This is a genomic window from Streptomyces sp. E11-3 (assembly GCF_046540415.1).
GTDB lineage: Bacteria > Actinomycetota > Actinomycetes > Streptomycetales > Streptomycetaceae > Streptomyces.
Window position 1 is genome coordinate 1,810,425 of sequence record NZ_JAZGRL010000002.1, and the last position, 18,487, is coordinate 1,828,911.

Here is an 18,487-nt window from a genome sequence, read left to right on the forward strand (position 1 = left end):
GCCCCCCGATGGGAGGGGCCACCCGGATCCGCGCACGCGGCTGGGGTCAGCAGGTGATGACGCTGAGACCGCTGTCGCCGCAGAGCAGCAGGCTGGCGTAGCTGACGTCGCCGCCGCCGGTGAGCTCGGTTTCCATGTTCTGCAGGTCGAGAAGTGCCATGGTCCTGGTCCTTTCTGTTCAGGATGTGGGGACGGTCTTGCTACGACTCCGACGAGGTGTCGCGGAGCCGGCTTGGGGGCCGCGATCGCGGCGGCAGGAACGGCAGGTGTGCGTCGGTGTCGCCCAGGGCCGCGCCGAGGGCGAGCAGGCAGCCCGCGGTGCCGGTGGCCAGGTCCATGGACAGGCGCATCATCTGGTCGCCAGGGAAGGCCAGTTGGCCCGCGTAGGGCATGGCGTACCAGCTGAGTGCCTCGATCTGCTCGGCCAGCCGGTCGGCCGTGCCCTCTGGGCTGCGGCTGAGGTGCAGGATCATGCCCGCGCGGCCCTGGAACAGGCCGGGTTGGGCGTAGAAGCCGGAGCGGGCGGCGGCCAGGATGCCGGTGCGGGCCCGGGTGAACTCCTCGTCGGCGGCCTGGGCGAGGTAGTCGTCGATGACCAGGCCGATGCCTACGCTGCCGTCGCCGACGTAGGGCATGGTGCGCCAGCCCTCGTCCACGGCGAGGCTGCCGTCCGGCTGGGTGACGCAGCAGCCCAGGTCGGCGCGGAGTGCTTGCGCGGCCAGGTCGAGGAGTTCGGGGGAACCGGTGCGCTCGTGCAGGCGGAGGAAGAGCAGCGCGGCGCCGGTGCTGCCGCGCAGGAGTCCGGCGCGGCGTTGGGTGGGCGGCGGCTGGCGTTCGGCGATGAGCTGTGCGGCTCGTAGGGCGTATCCGTGCAGGGTGGTCTCGCCGGTGGTGCGGGCGAGAGAGGTGAGTGCGAGGCCGAGACCCGCCAGGCCGCTGTGCAGGTCCGGGGTGAGCTGTTGCCACGGCTCGCGCAGGATCTGGTCGGCGAGGTCGAGGGCGCGCTGGCGGTGGCCGAGTCGGTCCAGGACGTAGGCGACGCCTGCCAGCCCGTCGTACAGGCCCAGTGGAGTGCCCGCGGGGACCGGGTCGGTGTGCGCGAGGAGCCAGTGCTCGCCCTGTTCGTAGCGGTTGGCGCCGGTCTCGGCGAGGGCGTAGAGGACTCCGGCTGCGCCGTGCGCCAGGCCTAGGCCGCCGCCTTCGGAGAACTGGGCGATGTCGCCGGGGAACAGCCGGTCGTCGCGGTCCGGTGTGGCGGAGGCGAGGATCGCCCCGACCATCGAGTCCCGGCTGCGTGGCCAGTCGCCGGGCTCGACGGGCGGCGCCCCCGAGGTGGCGCCGGCCCCGCCCCCCTGGGAGGCCGGCGCCCGGTCGCCATCGCGGGTGATCTCCGCTACGGCCTCGTCGAGGAAGCCGTCCGGTAGGGCGGGGAACAGGCCGGCCGCTACCGCTGCCAGATGCGCGGCCTTCCCACGGTCGATGGCGAAGAGTGAGGTGATGGGGAGGAAGAGTGCTATGCGCAGGCAGGCTAGTGCGTAGTGGTCGATGTCCTTGCCGGTGCGGTCCGTTGGCGCCATGAAGCCGGGGTGGGCTACTACTTGGCGTCCACTGTCACCCGTCGTGGCCGCTTCGAAGTCGAGTAGGGCCACGGATTCCTCGTCCGGGGCCACCATGATGTTGAAGAGGTGGAGGTCGTTGAAGACCACGCCGCGTGCGTGTACCGCCGTCACGGCCTCTTCTACGGCTCGGTGGATGCGTAGCGCCCACATTGTGTACGCGGCGATGGCCGCTGGGTCGGGGTCGCTGGTGCACAGTGGGTGGCGTTTGGCCAGGAACGAGTTGAGGGTGCGGCCCGGCAGGAAGTCCATGACCAGGAAGCTGTGGTCGCCCAGCGTGAACCAGTCGCGTACCTCGGGTGCGACGCCCAGGCCCGTCAGTTGCTCCAGTGCGGCCTTCTCGCGGGTGAGGCGGGCGACGGCGTCGGCTCCGTCGGCGGCCAGACCCGCGTGCGGCCGCCCTTCCTTGAGGACGACCTTGCGGCCGTCACGGGTGTCGGTGCCCGCGTACACCCCGCCTCCGTTGGAGAAGTGCAGGGCCTTCTCGATGCGGTACGGGAGGTCTCCGACGGTGGTCGCGTTGCGGGCGGTGAGGTGGGGTTCGAGGAAGGCGGGGAGCGTCACCCAGTCGGGGGTGTGGAAGGTGGGGTCCCGTGGGTCCGGGACCAGGCCGCGCCTGGGGTCCTCGATCGCGGGGACCAGCGTGCCGCGCCCGTCCAGGCAGAACCGCCTCGCGAACGCGCCGTATCTGACGTACAGGGGCCCCTCGCGCCAGCGCAGGTCGGTGAGGATGTAGGGGCCTTCGAAGCCGTCGAGGTCCCGTCCCAAGTCGGTGAGTACGGTGTGCAGTTGCTTCTCGTCGGCCGGGTAGAGGGTGGCGAACTTGCCGCTGTTGTCGCGGGGGGCGTACTTGCTGTTGCGCAGGTGGAGGAGGTGCGCTGCCGGTACGAACTTGAAGGGGATGCCGCGCGGTACGCAGTAGTCCCACACCGCCGCGGCGGTCTTGTCGGCGGTCTCGCCGGTGGCCGAGACGTGGATTTTCCAGCCTTGTGGGGGTGCGGGCAGCGGCTCTCCGGCCTCGTCCACGGGTGCGCAGACCAGCCAGTCGGCCACGCGCCGGGTCCGCCACCCCGCGGGCACGGGGCGGCGGGCGGTCTCGTACAGCGCGGCGGGTGCGCTGGTGGACAGCCGGTTGGGGGTCTCGTAGAAGCACCTGTCGGCCAGCGCGTAGACCTCGTACCGCTTGTCCATCGTGCCCCTTCCCGGTCGTGTCGAGCACCGAGATTTCCATGGCGGGAAAGGGGCGGACAGTCACGGCTGTCATCGGATCGCCGTGCGAAACGCACGGTTGGAGGATGGACCCGCTCGGCTAGTCCTCGGGTGGGAACACGGGGTCGCCGCCTGCCAGGAGGGTGATCGTGATCGCCTCCACCGGGCAGCCCTCGGCCGCCTCCAGCAGCTTCTCGTTCGCGTCCGTCTCGGGGGCTACGGGGTGCGACTGCCGGGCGGTGTCCAGCCGGAAGCCGTCCGGCGCGTGGTTCACGCACATGCCGGAGCCGATGCAGACCCCCCGGTCCACCTCCATGTGCCAGCGGTCTCCCATGAGGCACTCACCCCTCGCCCGCCGCGTCGGCGGCTGATGTAGCTGATGTATACGTGTTGGGCAGGTGGATCATCTTATGCTCGAAGTACTCGCCGTACCCCTCAGGTCCGAACTCCCGTCCCAGACCGGAGTTCTTGTAGCCGCCGAACGGGCCGAGCATGTCGAGGCTGAAGGTGTTCACGCTGTACGTTCCGGTTCGGACCTGGCGTGCGATCTCGATGCCGCGCTCGTCGTCGGCGGTCCAGACGCTGCCGCTCAGGCCGTAGTCCGAGTCGTTGGCGATCTTCACGGCCTCGGTCTCATCGCCGTACGGCAGCAGGCAGATGACCGGGCCGAAGATCTCCTCCCGGGCGATCCGCATCGAGTTGTCCACTCCGCCGAAGAGCGTCGGCTCGACGTACCAGCCCTTCGCCAGCCCTGCCGGGCGGCCGCCGCCGGTGAGGATCTTGGCGCCTTCCTCCTGGCCGATCCGGATGTAGTCGAGGGAGCGCTGCTGCTGGCGTTTGGCGACCAGTGGGCCCAGTTCGGTGGCCGGGTCGAGCGGGTCACCGATCTTCAGGGCGCCCGCGGCGGCCGCGAAGGCCTCGGCGAACTCGTCGTAGCGGCTGCGCGGTACGAGGATGCGGGTCTGGGCCACACAGGCCTGGCCGTTGATCATCCAGGCGAAGGGCACGATCCCGGCGACGGCGGTGGCCGCGTCGGCGTCCGGCAGGATGATCGCGGCCGACTTGCCACCCAGTTCCAGGGTGACCCGGGTGAGGTTGCGGGAGCAGACCTCCATGACGCGCTTGCCCGCCCCCACCGAGCCGGTGAACGACACCTTGTCGACGCCCGGGTGCGCCACCAGGTACTCGCTGACCTCGCGGTCCGCGGGGATGATCGAGAGGACGCCTGCGGGGAGCCCGGCCTCGGCGGCGATCTCGGCCAGCAGGTAGGCGTCCAGCGGCGTTTCGGGCGAGACCTTGAGGATCACCGGGCAGCCCGCGAGCAGCGCGGGGGCCAGCTTGGCGGCCGCGGTGAACTGCGGGACGTTCCACGGGACGACGGCCGCCACGACGCCGACGGGCTCGCGCCGGACGAGGATCTTGCCGAGTATGCCGTCGCGCTGCTCCTCGTAGGTGAAGTCGCGTGCGGTGCTGAGCGCGGCCTCCCACACCATCATCGAGGCGAGCGACTGGACCATCACGCTGGAGGTGTACGGGGTGCCGTTCTCGGAGCTGATGACGCGGGCGATCTCCTCGTGCCGTACCGCGAACGCGTCCTTGATCCTGGTGACGACGGCTATCCGCTCGTCGAGCGTCATGCGCGGCCAGGGGCCCTCGTCGAAGGCCCTGCGGGCGAGGGCGACGGCGCGGTCCACGTCGGCGGGCGCGGCGTGCGGTACGCGTCCGATGACCTGCTCGGTGTGCGGGGAGATCACCTCGATGACGCCCTTGCCGTGCGGGGCGACCCACTCTCCGCCGATGAACAGCTTTCCGTGTTCCACAAGTTCGGTCATGGCCGACTGCCTCCCGCGGGGCGGTTTCTGACGTTGCTTCAGATTCAGACCTGCAGAACTGATACCAGTTCTAGTTGGAGTAGTCCACGGTGTGGGCGGCTTTGGCCGGGTCCGTTGCCAGGCGGGCGTGGAGTTCGACGTCGTAGCGGATGCCGTCGTAGGCGAGTTTCTGGCGCTGCCGCCCCTCTATGGCGAAGCCGGCGGCGCGGGCGACCGCGCATGAGGCGGGGTTGTTGACGCGGTGGCCCAGCTCCAGGCGGAAGAGCCCGGCGTCGGTGAAGGCCCAGTCGGCGGCCGCCTGGCAGGCGCGGGAGGCCACGCCGCGACCGCGGGCCGCGGGCGTGGTCCAGTACGAGACCCAGCCGATGGAGTGGCGCCGGTTCACCGCGCCGACGGAGACCTGGCCGAGTACGGCGCCACCGCCGTCCGCCACGGCGAAGGCGAACGCGGACCCCGCGGCCCAGTCGGCGCGGCGCTCGCCGATCCACTGCTCAGCGGCGGGCGGGGAGTCCACGGGCTCGTTGTTCTGGCCGCGCATGAGGGGGTCGGCGAAGGCGTTCGCCACCGCATGGGCGTCCCCGTCCGCCCACTGACGTAGCACCAGCCCCGAAGGGGTTTCCAGTTGATCACGCATGGCGCGAGTCTTCCATCGACTGACCCCGCAACCGGCCCCGGCAACTGGCCTGGCGTAACAGTAGACTTGGGCTACTATTGAAACTAGTTCTAGTTATAGTGGCTCCATGAGCTCCACGACGACGCAGGTGACCGAGCACGGCGGGGGCGTATGGAGCATCAAGGTCCCCATCCCGGACAACCCCCTGGGCCACACCCTCGTCCACCTCCTGGACACCGACCGTGGGCCGGTGCTAATCGACACCGGCTGGGACGACCCCACCTCGTACGACACCCTCGTGGCGGGGCTCGCCGACTGCGGGGTCGCCGTTGGTGAGCTGCACGGCGTGGTCGTCACCCACCACCATCCCGACCACCACGGCCTGTCCGGCAAGGTGCGCGAGGCGTCCGGCGCCTGGATCGCGATGCACCCGGCCGACGCCCACGTCGTACGCCGCACCCGCGAGCAGCGGCCCGAGCGCTGGATCGACTACCTCACCGACAAACTCACCACCGCCGGCGCCCCCGACGACCACCTCGCTCCCCTGCTCGCCGCCCGCGAGTCCGGCACGCTGCGCACCCTGCCGGGGCTCGACGCCGCGCTCCCGGACCGGGACATCACGCCCGGCGAACTCCTCGACCTCGCGGGCCGCAGGCTGCGCGCCATCTGGACCCCGGGGCACACACCGGGCCATATCTGCCTGCACCTGGAGGAGGATCACCCGGCCGGTAAGCCGGGCCGCGGGCGGCTCTTCTCCGGCGACCATCTGCTGCCCGGGATCACCCCGCACATCGGTCTGTACGAGGACCCGGACGACACCACCGTGACCGATCCGCTCGGCGACTACCTGGACTCCCTGGAGCGGGTCGGGCGCCTGGGCGTCGCCGAGGTGCTCCCGGCCCACCAGTACGCCTTCACCGACGCGCCCGCGCGGGTACGGGAGTTGCTCGACCACCACGAGGAGCGGCTGCGCGGCCTGCGCGCCCTCCTCGCCACCCCGCTCACCCCCTGGCAGCTCGCCGTACGCATGGAGTGGAACCGGCCCTGGGAGCAGATCCCGTACGGGTCGCGGAACATCGCCGTGTCGGAGGCGGAGGCGCATCTGCGGCGCCTGGTGAAGCTGGGCCACGCGGAGGCCGTGCCGGGCGGTGAGCCGGTCGCCTACCGTGCGGTGGCGTAGGCGAGGCCTTCCTCGTTCGTCATCTCCAGGCCCACGCGGTACTCCTTGTCGTACGCCGCGCTGCCGATGACCTCTCTCGCGCGGTCCTCGCAGGCCTGTCTGGCCGCCCGCAGTTGAGGGGAGTCCATGTGGGCCCGGCCCGCCAGGCTCCAGAACCCGTCACTGACGCCGAGCAGTACGGCGGCGCGGGCCGCGTCGCCACGGGCCAGGACGGCTTCGGCCAGCGCGTCCAGGGCATGGCCGATCCCCGCGGAGTTGTGCAGCAGCCCGTGGCCCACCGTCCCCTCGCGGGCCCGGCGCTCCGCTTCGGCCGCGTCGCCCGCGGCCAGCGCCACCTGGGCCAGCATGGGGTCGGTCCAGGCCCGCACCCAGCGTTCGCCGATCCGTACGCAGTCCTGCCACAGCTCCTCACCCACCTCGCGGGCCTGGTCGAACCGGCCCGTCAGCTGATGGGCGAAGGTGACGCCGCACCGCGCCTGCAGCATCGCCGAGCCGCACCAGTCGCTGCCGAGCGGTACCCCCTCCGGCTGACGGTACGCCTTGATCGCCTCGTCGAACCGGCCGCGCAGGAGCGGCCCGCTGCCCGTGAGATAGCGGGTGGCGGCGATCACCCGCGGGTCCCCCTGCTCCGCCGCCGCCTCGGCCGCCAGACCCGCCCACACGTCCGCCTCGTCCAGATCGCCCTGGAGGATCGCGACGGTGCCCCGGCTCCACAGGGCCAGCGTGCGCACCGGACCCGGCTCCGCGTCGACCGTGAGCACCCGGTCCAGACAGGCGGCGGCGTCCCGACCGTAACCACAGTGCCGCCACAGGAAGCCGGTGTGGGCCGCCATGTCCAGGGCCACCGCGGCCTCGGGCTCCGCCAGGGCGAAGTCCACCGCCGCGCGCAGGTTGCTGTGTTCTGCGACGATACGGTCGCACCACTGGACCTGGCGGGCGCTGTTCCACTCCGCGCAGCCGCGGTGGACCAGGTCCCGGTAGTAGTCCAGGTGCCGCCATCGCATCCGGTGCTCGTCGCCGAGCTGGCGCAGCCAGTCGGTGCCGTACTCGGCCACCGTGTCGAGCATCCGGAGCCGGTTGAAGTCCCGCTGGTCGCGGCGGACGATCGACTTGTCGAGTAACCGGGCGAGCAGCTCCACCACCCGGTACGCGGGCAACGGGCCGCCCGCGCAGACCCGTTCGGCCGCCTCCACGCCGAAGGTTCCGGCGAACACCGAGAGCCGGGCCCACAGCAGCCGCTCCAGCGGTTCGCACAGCTCGTTGCTCCAGCCGATGGTGGTGCGCAGGGCCTGGTGGCGGGGCAGTCCCCGCTCGTCCCGGGTGGCGAGCAGGTCGAGCCGGGACGGCAGCCGGTCGGCGAGGCGCTCGTACAGGCTCCCTACCGACAGCTCGGGCAGCTGGGCGGCGGCCAGTTCGATCGCGAGCGGTACGCCGTCGAGGCGGCGGCAGATGCCCAGTACGGTCTCGCGGTTGGCTGCGTCGAGCCGGAAGCCGGGGGCGGCGGCCGCGGCCCGCTGGGCGAACAGTGTGGCCGCCGCGGTGTGTTCGGTGTCGGTGACCGGCAGCGGGTCGACGTCCACCTGCTGCTCGCCGCCGACGCCGAGCGGCTGTCTGCTGGTGGCCAGGACACAGATGCCCGGCGCGGCCGCGAGCAGCGTCAGCAGGGTCTGTGCGCAGCCGGCGAGCAGGTGTTCGCAGGAGTCGAGTACCAGCAGCAGCCGCTTGTCCCGGAGCCAGTCGGCGAGCGTGTCGACGACCGGGCGGGCGGACTGGTCGGTCAGTTGCAGCGCCTGGGTGAGGGCGAGGCCCACCAGGTCCGGGTCCCGCAGCGGAGAGAGCTCCGTCAGCCACACCCCGTCCGGGAAACTGGCACTGACCCGCGCGGCGGCCCGCAGCGCGAGCCGGGTCTTGCCGACGCCGCCGGCGCCGGTGAGGGTGACCAGCCGGCCACCGAAGGTGTCCCGGGCGCGGTCCGCCAACACGTGGGCGAGCAGGTCCAGTTCCGTTTCGCGGCCGACGAAGCTGGTGGTCTCCGGTGGCAGGTTGCCCGGCTGCCCGCCGGGTGGTGGTTGCGCTGTTTTCTCCGACACTGCTCGCCCCTCCCCTACCCGGCTCCCCCGCCGTGGGCGCCTCCCAGTCTGTCCGGGCCGGTGATCAACCGCTAGAGAGCCATCGAGGTCACTCTGGCATCGTGCGTCGCATGGCTATACGGCGTGAACTGGTGGAGCGGGTGGACGAGCGGGACCAGGTCATGGAGGTGGTGGAGCGGGGTGAGGCCGTCCGACGGGGGTGGCTGCACCGGATCGCGACCACCGTGTGCCGCGATGCGGAGGGGCGGATTCTGGTGCATCGGCGGCCGGACGGGATGTCCCGGTTTCCCGGCCAGTACAACTGGATGGTGGGCGGGGCGGTGGACGTCGGCGAGTCGTACGCCGAGGGCGCGGCGCGGGAGGTCGAGGAGGAGCTGGGGGTGCGGGTGGCGGTGCGGCACGGGGTGACCTTTCTGTGCCGCGGGGAGATCAGCCCGTACTGGATGGGGGTGCACGAGGCCGTCGTCCCGGCGTCGGCGATCTCGCCCGACCCCGCGGAGCTCGCGTGGCACGGATGGTGGACCGAGGGCGAGCTGCGGGATGCGATGGGCCGGATGCCGTTCGTGTCGGACGCGGTGGAGGCGTACGAGCGGCTCCGGGCGAGCCGCTGTTCGACCGGCCGGTAACGAGCTTCGGCCGGCCGGTAGAGTGGGCAGGTCATCACCACGCCCGTACGGGGGAAGCCGGTGCGATTCCGGCGCTGACCCGCAACCGTATGCCCGCCGAAATTCCCCGGCGGTGAGCCGGAATGCCCAGTCGGACGTGAGTGGCTCCCGTCGCCGGAACCCCGGCGACCGGCACCGTCGAGGTAACGGAACCGGAGCCCGGTGCCTTCGCGGGCCCGTGCCCGGCTCCCCGCAGGAGAGGCACCCGCCCGCATGAACGTTCGCCGCAGCGCCGCCGCGCTGGCCGCCACCGCCGTACTCTGCGCGGCCGCCACCCCGGCCGCCGTCGCCGACGAGTCGCCGTCGCCCTCGGCGCCCGTGAGCCTCCCCTCTGGTCTGTACGGAGACAAGGACCCGCAGTTCGACGGCGTCTTCCGGCAGTCGTACGCGCTGCTCGCGCAGGACACCGTGGGGGTCGAGCCCGCGGCGAAGGCCGTCGAGTGGCTGGCCCGCCAGCAGTGCGCCAGCGGCGGCTTCGCGGCCTTCCGCGCCGACCCGACCGAGCCCTGCGACTCCAAGACGGAGTTCGCCACCGACTCGACAGCCGCCGCGGTGCAGGCGCTGAGCGCGCTCGGCGGGCAGGACGCCACCGCGAAGAAGTCCGTGGCCTGGCTGAAGTCGATCCAGAACGCGGACGGCGGCTGGGGCTACACGCCCGGCGCCGACAGCGATGTGAACACCACCGGCATGGTGGTCGGGGCACTGGCCGCGAGCGGCGAGAAGCCGGACGCGGTGACGTCCACCAAGGACAAGACGGCGTACGACGCGCTGCTCGCGCTCTCCATGGACTGCGACAAGGGCGACGGCGCGTTCGGCCTGGCGGACTTCAAGTCCGGCAAGCTCGGCGCCAACGCGAGCGCCACGGCCGCGGGCGTGCTCGGCGGGCTCGGCGAGGGCCTCGGCGCGCAGGGCGGCGAGACGCGTTCCGCGCCCAAGTGCGCCAAGGCGGACAGCGCGGAGCAGGCCGCCCTGAACGGCGCCGCGTATCTGACCGACGCGCTCGCCAAGGACGGCTACCTGGTGGCCCCCACTCCGGGCGCCGACGACCAGCCCGACTACGGCACCACGGCGGACGCGGTCGCGGCGCTGGGCACGGCCGGGCTTGGCGAGCAGGCGAAGGACTCGGTCGCCTGGCTGGAGAAGAACGCCGCGTCCTGGGCGAAGGAGGCCGGTCCCGCCGCGTACGCCAAGCTGATCTTCGCCGTGCGCGCGACGGGTGGCGACGCGCGCGACTTCGGCGGTACGGACCTGGTGAGCGCGCTCAACAAGACCGGTCCCGAGCCCCAGGCGACCGCCAAGCCCAAGGGCGACGCGGACTCGGACGCGGACGGCAAGGACTCCGCTTCCGATGACTCCGGCTCCGTCGCCACCTGGTGGATCATCGGGGTCGGCCTGGTCGCGGGCGTCGGCATCGGCTTCCTGATCAGCGCCCGCAACAAGAAGAAGCAGTAGCCGTGACCCTCGTTCGCGTGATCGCTCGACCTCGCCGCCTCGGGCTCGGCGCCCTCCTGCTCGGTGTCCTGCTCGCGGTGCTCTGCGCCGCCGCCGTCCCGGCGCAGGCCGCCGGGTACCGGTACTGGTCCTTCTGGGACCTGGACGGCGACACGTGGACGTACGCCCAGCAGGGCCCGTCGACCACGCGGCCCGCGGACGGGGACGTCCAGGGCTTCCGGTTCGCGGTGAGCGAGGACTCGCAGGACGCCGCGAAGCCGCGCGCCGGCGAGAGCGCGGGCGCGGCGGCCACCTTCGCGTCGGCCTGCGAGGAGACCCCCGCGCGGGAAGGCCGCAAGCGGGTGGCGCTGATCATCGACTTCGGCACGGCCGGGGACGCGCCGAAGGGTGAGACCCCGCAGCAGGCGCGTGCCGTCTGCGCACAGGTCGCCCCGGACGCGACCACGGCGGAGGCGCTCGCGGAGGTCGCGAAGCCGCTGCGCTACGACAGCAACGCGCTGCTGTGCGCGATCGCGGGCTATCCGAAGACGGGGTGCGGCGACCAGGTCTCCGGCAGCGGCGGCGACAAGCAGGAGTCCCCGGCCGCCGATGGCCAGGCCGCGCCCTCGTCCGGCTCCGCGTCTGACTCCTCTTCCGACTCTTCCGACGACGGTCCGTCCGCGGGTCTGCTCGCAGGCCTCGCCGCGGTGCTCGCACTCGGCGCCGCCGCCGTCTGGCAGGCACGCCGCCGACGCGGCTGACGCCGGGACCTGGGATGAGGCACGACGGCGAGACGACGGCGGGCTCGGGGTACCCGGGCCCGTCCGGCACGCCTCGGGAACGCGGGCTCGCGGGCGCGCTGGGGTCCGCGGCGGCGGGGCGCAGGGGCAGGGCCGACCGGCGTGCCAGGGCGTTCGCGCCTGAGGCCGGGCGGAGCGACGCACTGCACTCCGGGGCCTGGTGGGTGTGGGCACTGGGCCTGGGCACCGCCGCGTCGCGGACGACCAATCCGCTGCTGCTCGGGCTGCTGGTCGGGGTCGCGGGGTATGTGGTCGCGGTACGGCGTACCGATGCGCCCTGGGCGCGCAGTTACGGGGCCTTCGTCAAGCTCGGACTCGCCGTGATCGCGATCCGCCTCGGCTTCGCGGTGTTCCTCGGGTCGCCGATCCCCGGTACGCATGTGCTGTTCACGCTGCCCGAGGTGCCGCTGCCGGAGTGGGCCAAGGGGGTGCGGATCGGCGGTCGGGTCAGTGCGGAGAGCCTGCTGTTCGCGCTGTACGACGGGTTGAAGCTGGCCACCCTGCTGATCTGCGTGGGCGCGGCGAACGCGCTCGCCAATCCGGTGCGGCTGCTGAAGTCGCTGCCGGGTGCGCTGTACGAGGCGGGGGTCGCCGTCGTGGTGGCGATGACGTTCGCGCCGCAGCTGATCGCCGACGTACAGCGGCTGCGGAAGGCGCGGCGGCTGCGGGGGCGTCCGGACAGCGGGGTACGCGGGCTGGTGCAGGTCGGGCTGCCGGTCCTGGAGGGCGCGCTGGAGCGGTCCGTCGCGCTGGCCGCGGCGATGGACGCGCGGGGGTACGGGCGTACCGCCCAGGTGCCCGCCGCGGTACGCCGCACCACCGCCGTCCTCACCCTCGGCGGGCTGCTCGGCGTCTGCGCCGGGACGTACGGGCTGCTGGCCGCCGAGGGGGCGGGGTTCGGGCTGCCGGTGCTGCTCGGCGGGCTCGCGGCGGCGCTCGGTGGCCTGTGGCTCGGCGGGCGGCGCAGCGTACGCAGCCGGTACCGGCCCGATCGCTGGGGCGCGCGCGCCTGGCTGGTGTCGGGGTCCGGGGTGGCCGTGGCGGGGCTGATGATCTGGGCCGCGTCGTACGACCCCGTGGGGCTGCACCCCGGAGTGATCCCGCTGACCGCGCCCGAACTGCCGCTGTGGCCCGCCCTGTCCGTACTGCTCGGCCTGCTGCCCGCATGGGTCGCACCCGCACCTCCCTCTCAGGAGACCCCGTGATCCGGTTCGAGAACGTCACGGTCACCTACGACGGCGTCGCCGCGCCGACCATCCGCGAGGTCGACCTGGCCATCCCCGAGGGCGAACTCGTGCTGCTCGTCGGCCCCTCGGGAGTCGGCAAGTCGACTCTCCTCTCCACCGTGAGCGGGCTGGTCCCGCACTTCACGGGCGGCACGCTGAGCGGCCGGGTCACCGTCGCCGGGCGGGACACCCGCACCCACAAGCCGCGCGAGCTCGCCGATGTCGTCGGCACGGTCGGCCAGGACCCGCTTTCGCACTTCGTGACGGACACGGTCGAGGACGAACTCGCCTACGGCATGGAGTCCTTGGGCCTCGCCCCGGACGTGATGCGCCGCCGCGTCGAGGAGACCCTGGACCTGCTGGGCCTGGCCGACCTGCGCGACCGCCCGATCAGCACGCTCTCGGGCGGCCAGCAGCAGCGCGTCGCGATCGGCTCCGTACTCACCCCGCACCCGAGCGTGCTGGTACTGGACGAGCCCACATCCGCGCTGGACCCGGCAGCGGCGGAAGAAGTCCTCGCCGTACTCCAACGCCTGGTCCACGACCTCGGCACCACGGTCCTGATGGCCGAACACCGCCTGGAACGCGTCGTCCAGTACGCCGACCAGGTCATCCTCCTCCCCTCCCCCGGTCAGCCCCCGCTCATCGGCACCCCCGCCGACATCATGGCCATCTCCCCGGTCTACCCCCCGGTGGTCGGCCTGGGCCGCCTCGCGGGCTGGTCCCCGCTGCCCCTGTCGGTACGGGACGCGCGACGGCGGGNCCGACCCGCCCCCTCCACATAGAAGTCCGGTGATTACCGGTGGACAGGCAGGTGAAGGCGGGGTTGCCTGCGTCTGTGCAGAAGGGACATCGCGCGCCCCCTTAGGATCCGGGGACGGGGACCGTGCGCGGGTCGGATTCAGGCGGAGGGCCGAAGAGGCGTGGCGAATGCGGAGCAGAACGGGCTGAGGAGCGCCCTCGGGGCCGCGGGCCTGGGCAGCAGGACAGGGGCCGCCCGGGCGGGTCTGTGGATGCTCGCCGCCGTGCTGGCGGTACGGCAGATCGTGGTCGTCCTGCGCAGCCCCAAAGGTGAGCGCCTCGCCGAACTCGAGACCTGGGTCGGCCCGGACGGCGTACTGCGGGTGACCGGTTCGCTCTACGACACGGACTCGTTCGCCGGTACGCCGTTCGCCGGGCTCGGCCTCAAACCCCTCACCCGCGCCGCCGAGCAAGCACTCGGTGTCGGCTGGACGTTCGGCACGCTCCTGCTGGTCGCCGTGCTCGGCCTGGTCGCGGCCCGCGCCCTGCCCACCCCGGTCGCGCGGCGTACGTCGCTGCTCGCGGCGCCCGTGGCGATCTGCCTGCTCATGCTCTCGCTGCCGGTGCGCAACGCGCTGCACCTCGGCCAGACCAGCATCATCCCGGTGCTGCTGGTCCTCCTCGGCTGCTTCGCGGTACGCGGCGAACGCGCGTCGGGCGTCCTGATCGGCGTCGGCGCCGCCCTGCAGCCCACCGTGCTGCTCTTCGCGCCGCTGCTCTGGTTCACCGGGCGCCGACGTGCCGCGCTGTCCACCGCCGCGACCTTCGCGGCCTGTACGGCCCTGGCCTGGGCCGCGCTGCCGCAGGACTCGTGGACGTACTGGGTCCGACAGCTCGCGGGCACCGGTCTCGGCGCGAACCCGGACAGCGTCGCCAACCAGTCGCTGCACGGCGCGCTGCTCCGCTTCGGCCTCCAGGGCCCGCTGGAGATCGGCGTGTTCCTCACGCTGGCGGCGGCCGTCGCGGCGGTCGGGCTGCGCCGCGCGGTCCGCTACGCCCACGACGGACAGCTGCTGCTCGCGGTCGCCGTGACCGGCTGTGTGGCCGTCGCCATCTCTCCGACGGCCTGGCAGCACCAGCTGCTGTGGGTGCTGCTCGCGGTGGTCGGCCGGGTCGGCAAGCGGGCATCGGACCGGCTGGTCTGGCCGATCGCCATTGTCATCGTGATGACGCTGCCGGCGAAGATGATGCTGCCGAACATGGGCTTCGCCCACCCAGTGCGGGACAACGCTCTCCTGCTCGCGGCGCTCGCGGCGGCCTGTGTGGTGCCGTTCCTGCCCCGCACCTCGCCGTACTTCCAGACGCCGGAGCCCACCGCGTACGAGGCGCCGGTCCCGGCCCGCTGGACGTGGGTGCCGCTGGTGCCGTTCTGGCGCCGCGCGCTCAGCCGCCCCAACCTCCTGCTCGAACTCCTCCTGATCCGCGTCGGCTACTCGATCTACCAGCAGACCCGCATCCTGGCGGCCGGCAGCCGCGCCACCGCCGAGGAGCACGGCAGCCAGGTCTACGCCATCGAGCAAGCGCTGTTCCTGGACGTCGAGCACTGGTTCAACCGCGTGGTCGTGGACACCCCGTGGCTGGAGTCGTTCCTCAACTTCTACTACACGTCCTTCCACTTCGTCGTACCGCTGACCGTCCTCGGCATCCTGTACGCCCGCCGCCCCGGCGACTTCCGCTGGGCACGCAGCGCACTCGGCTTCGCCACGGTGCTGGCCCTGCTCGGCTTCTGGCTCTACCCGCTGGCCCCACCGCGCCTGATGCCGGACCTCGGCTTCGTGGACACGGTGCACGGCGTACAGGACTTCTCCCAGCCGGACTACGGCACGCTGACCGGGGTCACCAACCAGTACGCCGCGATGCCCTCGCTGCACTTCGGCTGGTCCCTGTGGTGCGGGGTCGCCATCGTCGTCCTGGCTCCGAAGCTGTGGATGAAGCTCTTCGGCCTGCTGCACCCCACGCTGACCCTCCTCGCCATCGTCGGCACCGCCAACCACTGGGTCCTGGACGCGGTGGGCGGCGCGGCCGTGGTGGGCGCGGGTTTCGGCCTGGTGTACCTGCTGTCCGGACCGAGGGCGAAGAAGTCCGTACAGGAGCCCCGGGTGCCGGACCAACCCGACGCCTCCGCCTCCCCGTCCACCCCCGCCGTCGCGAACCGCACCTCTACGTAAGCCGGGGGCGTACGCCGGTGCGGAGTACGCGCTTCCGCACCACCGCCCCCTCAACCGGCCGGGAACCGACCGCACCCGCACTCCGTCTTGTCTGACTACCGGGCGGATGCCACGGTGGTACCGGGGCTGTGGGAGGGGGCGGACAGCATGGAAATCCGCAGGTCAACGCCCACTTCAGGGTCAACTTCAGGCGCACCGGAAGCATCCGTGCCGCCGCTGCTCGTAGGCCGCTACCGACTCCTGGAACCGCTGGGTTCCGGGGGCATGGGCGTCGTCTGGCGTGCCGTGGACGAGCTGCTGCACCGCGAGGTCGCGGTCAAGGAGGTCAAGGCACCGGACCACCTGCTCGAAGAGGGCGTACGGCGCCTGTACGAGCGACTCCGCAAGGAGGCCCGCGCGGCGGCGCAGATCACGCACCCGCACGTGGTGACCGTGCATGACATCGTGGAGCACGGCGACCGCCCCTGGATCGTGATGGAGCTGATCCGCGGCCGCTCCCTGCAGGACATCCTCCAGGAACACGGCGCCCCGCACCCCGCACACGCGGCCGAGGTGGGTCTCGCGGTCCTGCGCGCCCTGCGCTGCGCCCACGACGTCGGCGTACTGCACCGTGACGTGAAGCCCGGCAACATCCTGGTCGAAGAGCTCGACAACCGAGTGGTCCTGACCGACTTCGGCATCGCCCAGATCCACGGCTCGGCCCAACTCACCCAGGCATACGAGATAGTCGGCTCCCCCGAGTACCTACCGCCGGAGCGGGTCTCCGGCAGACCCGCCGAGCCCGCCAGCGACCTGTGGTCGCTGGGCGTCACGCTCTACGTCATGGTGGAGGGCCGCTCCCCCTTCCGGCGCACCACCGCCCTGAGCACACTCCAGGCAGTGGCGGACGAGCCGGTGCCGCCGCCCGTACGGGCCGGAGCGCTCGCCCCGATCCTGCAGGCGCTCCTGCGCAAGGACCCGGCCGCACGCCCCGGCCACGCGGAACTGGAGCGCCTGTTCCAGGCAGCGGCCCACCCGGCGACGGTCATCTCCCGAGCCGAACCGTCGGCCGCGGCGGCACCCGCGCCACCCGCGCCGGGCCCGCCGTCCAGCACGTCCCTGCCGGCCGGCACGGGGACGGCGTCCGGTGCGTCCCTTCCGGGCCCGCCACCACCAGGCACGCCGCGCGGGTACGCGGCGTCTGCCGCGGCGGCCGCGCACACCCGTACCGCGCCGAGGGGCCCGGCGACTCCGGTGGGAACGTACGGGCCACCACACCCCACACCGCACGTGACGGCGAGCACCGGACCGCGCCATGGTGAACCGCCGCCGCACCGGCGCCGGTTGGTCATGCTGGCCCTGGCGCTCGCGGCGGTGCTGGCCATCGGCGCGGGCACCGCGGTGGCCGTACTGAACCAGCAACAGGCCGGGACGACCCAGCAGCCCGGCGAAGGGCCGGGCAGCAGCCCCTCGGCGAACCTGCCCAGTGACACCGACGACGGGTCGGTAGCGGAGCCGAAGGAGCCCGGGGAGTCCGACGGCTCGGAAGACACCGGGAACGTCGAGCCGTCACCGGGGTACTCGGACGGCAACTGCCAGGGCGGCTGGCTGTCCTGTGATGACTGAGTGAGAACGGGCGGCTGACCAGGCCGCCTTCGGGGGAGAGACCATGGGACGACGAAGCACCGTGCCACGCCGTGACCAGATCACCATCGGATCGCTGCTCGCGGCGATCGTGCTCCTGGTGAGCGCACTCGGCTGGTACGTCTACGCTGGCCGCGAAGCGCCGGACCGCGCCACGCAGTTGCGCCTGGAAGGCACCGGCGACAACGGCCCCGACCCGTTCGTCACCGTGCCGGACACCGACACCGAGGGCGTGTCATCGGCCCTGCTGGGCGGCGGCAGCCGGGCCGGCGACCGCCCAGGCACTTTCGGCGGCACCGACCGCCGCAGCCAGTGCGACAAGAAGCGCCTGGTCAAGGGCCTGGAGCGCAACCCCGAACTCGCCAGCACCTGGGCGAGCCTGCGCGGCATCGACGCCACCGACATCCGCTCGCACATCGAGGAAGACCTCACCCCCGTGGTACTGGTCCGCGACACGGTGGTGCGCAACCACAGCTACCTGGGCAAAGGCAAGTCGTCCACGTACCTCTCGGTCCTCCAGGCGGGGGTGGCCATCCTGGTGGACGCCTACGCCCGCCCGGCCGTGAAGTGCAACTGCGGCAACCCGCTCCAGCCCGTAACCGAGAAGATCAACTACCAGAAGGCCAGCTACGACGGCGCCCCCTGGAAGGACTTCAGCAAGGACCGGGTGGCCACGGTCGAACCACGCCCCGAAGACCAGGACCCGCTGGAGGAGTTGACCCTGGTCGACCCCCACAACCCCACCGAGGCGTTCGACCGCCCGGTGGGCTCGGACGGCGAACGGGACGGCTCCCCGACCACGATTCCCCTGCCCGTAGAGGAGCCGAACTCCGCGGACGGCTCGTCCGCCGGGGTGTCACCCCCAGCGGAGTCCCCCGACTCGCCCGACTCGCCCGACTCCCCCGACTCCCCTGACTCCCCTGACTCACCACGGTCCCCCGACTCATCCGAATCAACGAGGTCACCCGAATCACCAGACCCCGTGGAGTCACCCAGGCGAACGGCCTCCCCAAGGTCACCCGACCCCGTCGACTCCCCTCGGACATCGAACCCCGTGGAGTCCCCCGGCTCGTCGGAGTTAGATCCACCCGGCACGCCGGAATCGTCACCGCCAACATCGTTATCCCCAACGCCAACATCATCCCCGACGCCGACATCGTTATCCCCAACGCCGACGGCATCCCCGACCCCTACAGCTTCCCCAACGCCGACGGCATCCCCGACCCCCACGGC

General features: G+C 72.2%; 14 protein-coding genes, 1 pseudogene and 1 riboswitch. Of the genes and pseudogenes, 9 read left to right on the forward strand and 6 right to left on the reverse strand.

Features of this window, described 5'->3' with window-relative positions:
* Positions 1-46: 46 nt before the first annotated feature.
* The 5 genes from U9R90_RS27295 to U9R90_RS27315 all read right to left on the reverse strand — a co-directional run bounded on the left by U9R90_RS27295 (position 47) and on the right by U9R90_RS27315 (position 5,291).
* Complete coding sequence (locus U9R90_RS27295) at positions 47-160, reverse strand: SapB/AmfS family lanthipeptide (RefSeq protein ID WP_411059336.1); 114 nt, start codon at positions 158-160, stop codon at positions 47-49.
* A 40-nt stretch (positions 161-200) separates the two neighbouring features.
* Entirely contained in the window at positions 201-2,807 is a 2,607-nt protein-coding gene (gene lanKC, locus U9R90_RS27300; RefSeq protein WP_411059337.1) for a class III lanthionine synthetase LanKC, read from the reverse strand.
* A 118-nt stretch (positions 2,808-2,925) separates the two neighbouring features.
* A complete protein-coding gene (locus U9R90_RS27305; RefSeq protein ID WP_411059338.1) occupies positions 2,926-3,159 on the reverse strand; it encodes a ferredoxin in 234 nt (77 codons plus the stop codon).
* Positions 3,160-3,166: 7 nt separating this feature from the next.
* Positions 3,167-4,657: an aldehyde dehydrogenase gene (locus U9R90_RS27310; protein WP_411059339.1), complete on the reverse strand. Its 1,491-nt coding sequence runs from the start codon at positions 4,655-4,657 to the stop codon at positions 3,167-3,169.
* A gap of 70 nt (positions 4,658-4,727) precedes the next feature.
* Entirely contained in the window at positions 4,728-5,291 is a 564-nt protein-coding gene (locus tag U9R90_RS27315; protein WP_411059340.1) for a GNAT family N-acetyltransferase, read from the reverse strand.
* A gap of 106 nt (positions 5,292-5,397) precedes the next feature.
* Here U9R90_RS27315 and U9R90_RS27320 point away from each other — a divergent pair, with 106 nt between their 5' ends.
* Entirely contained in the window at positions 5,398-6,450 is a 1,053-nt protein-coding gene (locus tag U9R90_RS27320) for an MBL fold metallo-hydrolase (RefSeq protein WP_411059341.1), read from the forward strand.
* On the opposite strand, the gene U9R90_RS27325 is transcribed toward U9R90_RS27320, so the two are convergent.
* On the reverse strand, positions 6,432-8,540 hold the full coding sequence (locus U9R90_RS27325; RefSeq protein WP_411059342.1) for an ATP-binding protein: 2,109 nt from the start codon (positions 8,538-8,540) through the stop codon (positions 6,432-6,434). The two genes, U9R90_RS27320 and U9R90_RS27325, sit on opposite strands and share 19 nt — an antisense overlap.
* A 110-nt stretch (positions 8,541-8,650) precedes the next feature.
* On the opposite strand from U9R90_RS27325, the gene U9R90_RS27330 reads away from it, so the two are divergent.
* The 8 genes and pseudogenes from U9R90_RS27330 to U9R90_RS27365 form a co-directional block, all read left to right on the forward strand.
* Positions 8,651-9,166 carry an NUDIX hydrolase gene (locus U9R90_RS27330; RefSeq protein WP_411059343.1) on the forward strand — a complete coding sequence of 172 codons (516 nt, stop codon included), beginning with the start codon at positions 8,651-8,653 and terminating at the stop codon, positions 9,164-9,166.
* Positions 9,167-9,216: 50 nt separating this feature from the next.
* Positions 9,217-9,294, forward strand: a riboswitch (cobalamin riboswitch).
* A gap of 124 nt (positions 9,295-9,418) precedes the next feature.
* The gene (locus U9R90_RS27335; protein WP_411059344.1) at positions 9,419-10,657 is read left to right on the forward strand and encodes a prenyltransferase/squalene oxidase repeat-containing protein; all 1,239 of its coding nucleotides are present in this window, start codon (positions 9,419-9,421) and stop codon (positions 10,655-10,657) included.
* Positions 10,658-10,674: 17 nt separating this feature from the next.
* Positions 10,675-11,397: an SCO2322 family protein gene (locus U9R90_RS27340; protein ID WP_411059345.1), complete on the forward strand. Its 723-nt coding sequence runs from the start codon at positions 10,675-10,677 to the stop codon at positions 11,395-11,397.
* Between the two features lie 14 nt (positions 11,398-11,411).
* A complete protein-coding gene (locus tag U9R90_RS27345; RefSeq protein WP_411059346.1) occupies positions 11,412-12,641 on the forward strand; it encodes an energy-coupling factor transporter transmembrane component T in 1,230 nt (409 codons plus the stop codon).
* Positions 12,638-13,432: pseudogene (locus U9R90_RS27350) on the forward strand (ABC transporter ATP-binding protein); the annotation flags it as partial. The gene U9R90_RS27345 and the pseudogene U9R90_RS27350, both read left to right, overlap by 4 nt.
* A 153-nt stretch (positions 13,433-13,585) precedes the next feature.
* Positions 13,586-15,631 carry a bifunctional glycosyltransferase 87/phosphatase PAP2 family protein gene (locus tag U9R90_RS27355; RefSeq protein ID WP_411059347.1) on the forward strand — a complete coding sequence of 682 codons (2,046 nt, stop codon included), beginning with the start codon at positions 13,586-13,588 and terminating at the stop codon, positions 15,629-15,631.
* Positions 15,632-15,838: 207 nt separating this feature from the next.
* Entirely contained in the window at positions 15,839-17,236 is a 1,398-nt protein-coding gene (locus U9R90_RS27360) for a protein kinase domain-containing protein (RefSeq protein WP_411059348.1), read from the forward strand.
* Positions 17,237-17,279: 43 nt separating this feature from the next.
* The coding region (locus U9R90_RS27365; protein ID WP_411059349.1) for a DUF6777 domain-containing protein at positions 17,280-18,487 on the forward strand (1,208 nt) is incomplete at its 3' end.

Excerpts from the sequence above, each read along its gene's own strand:
- U9R90_RS27335 (WP_411059344.1), top strand. The coding sequence starts at position 9,419 with ATGAACGTTCGCCGCAGCGCCGCCGCGCTGGCCGCCACCGCCGTACTC.
- U9R90_RS27295 (WP_411059336.1), bottom strand. The coding sequence starts at position 160 with ATGGCACTTCTCGACCTGCAGAACATGGAAACCGAGCTCACCGGCGGC.
- U9R90_RS27315 (WP_411059340.1), bottom strand. The coding sequence starts at position 5,291 with ATGCGTGATCAACTGGAAACCCCTTCGGGGCTGGTGCTACGTCAGTGG.
- U9R90_RS27320 (WP_411059341.1), top strand. The coding sequence starts at position 5,398 with ATGAGCTCCACGACGACGCAGGTGACCGAGCACGGCGGGGGCGTATGG.
- U9R90_RS27345 (WP_411059346.1), top strand. The coding sequence starts at position 11,412 with ATGAGGCACGACGGCGAGACGACGGCGGGCTCGGGGTACCCGGGCCCG.
- U9R90_RS27330 (WP_411059343.1), top strand. The coding sequence starts at position 8,651 with ATGGCTATACGGCGTGAACTGGTGGAGCGGGTGGACGAGCGGGACCAG.
- U9R90_RS27305 (WP_411059338.1), bottom strand. The coding sequence starts at position 3,159 with ATGGGAGACCGCTGGCACATGGAGGTGGACCGGGGGGTCTGCATCGGC.
- lanKC (WP_411059337.1), bottom strand. The coding sequence starts at position 2,807 with ATGGACAAGCGGTACGAGGTCTACGCGCTGGCCGACAGGTGCTTCTAC.
- U9R90_RS27310 (WP_411059339.1), bottom strand. The coding sequence starts at position 4,657 with ATGACCGAACTTGTGGAACACGGAAAGCTGTTCATCGGCGGAGAGTGG.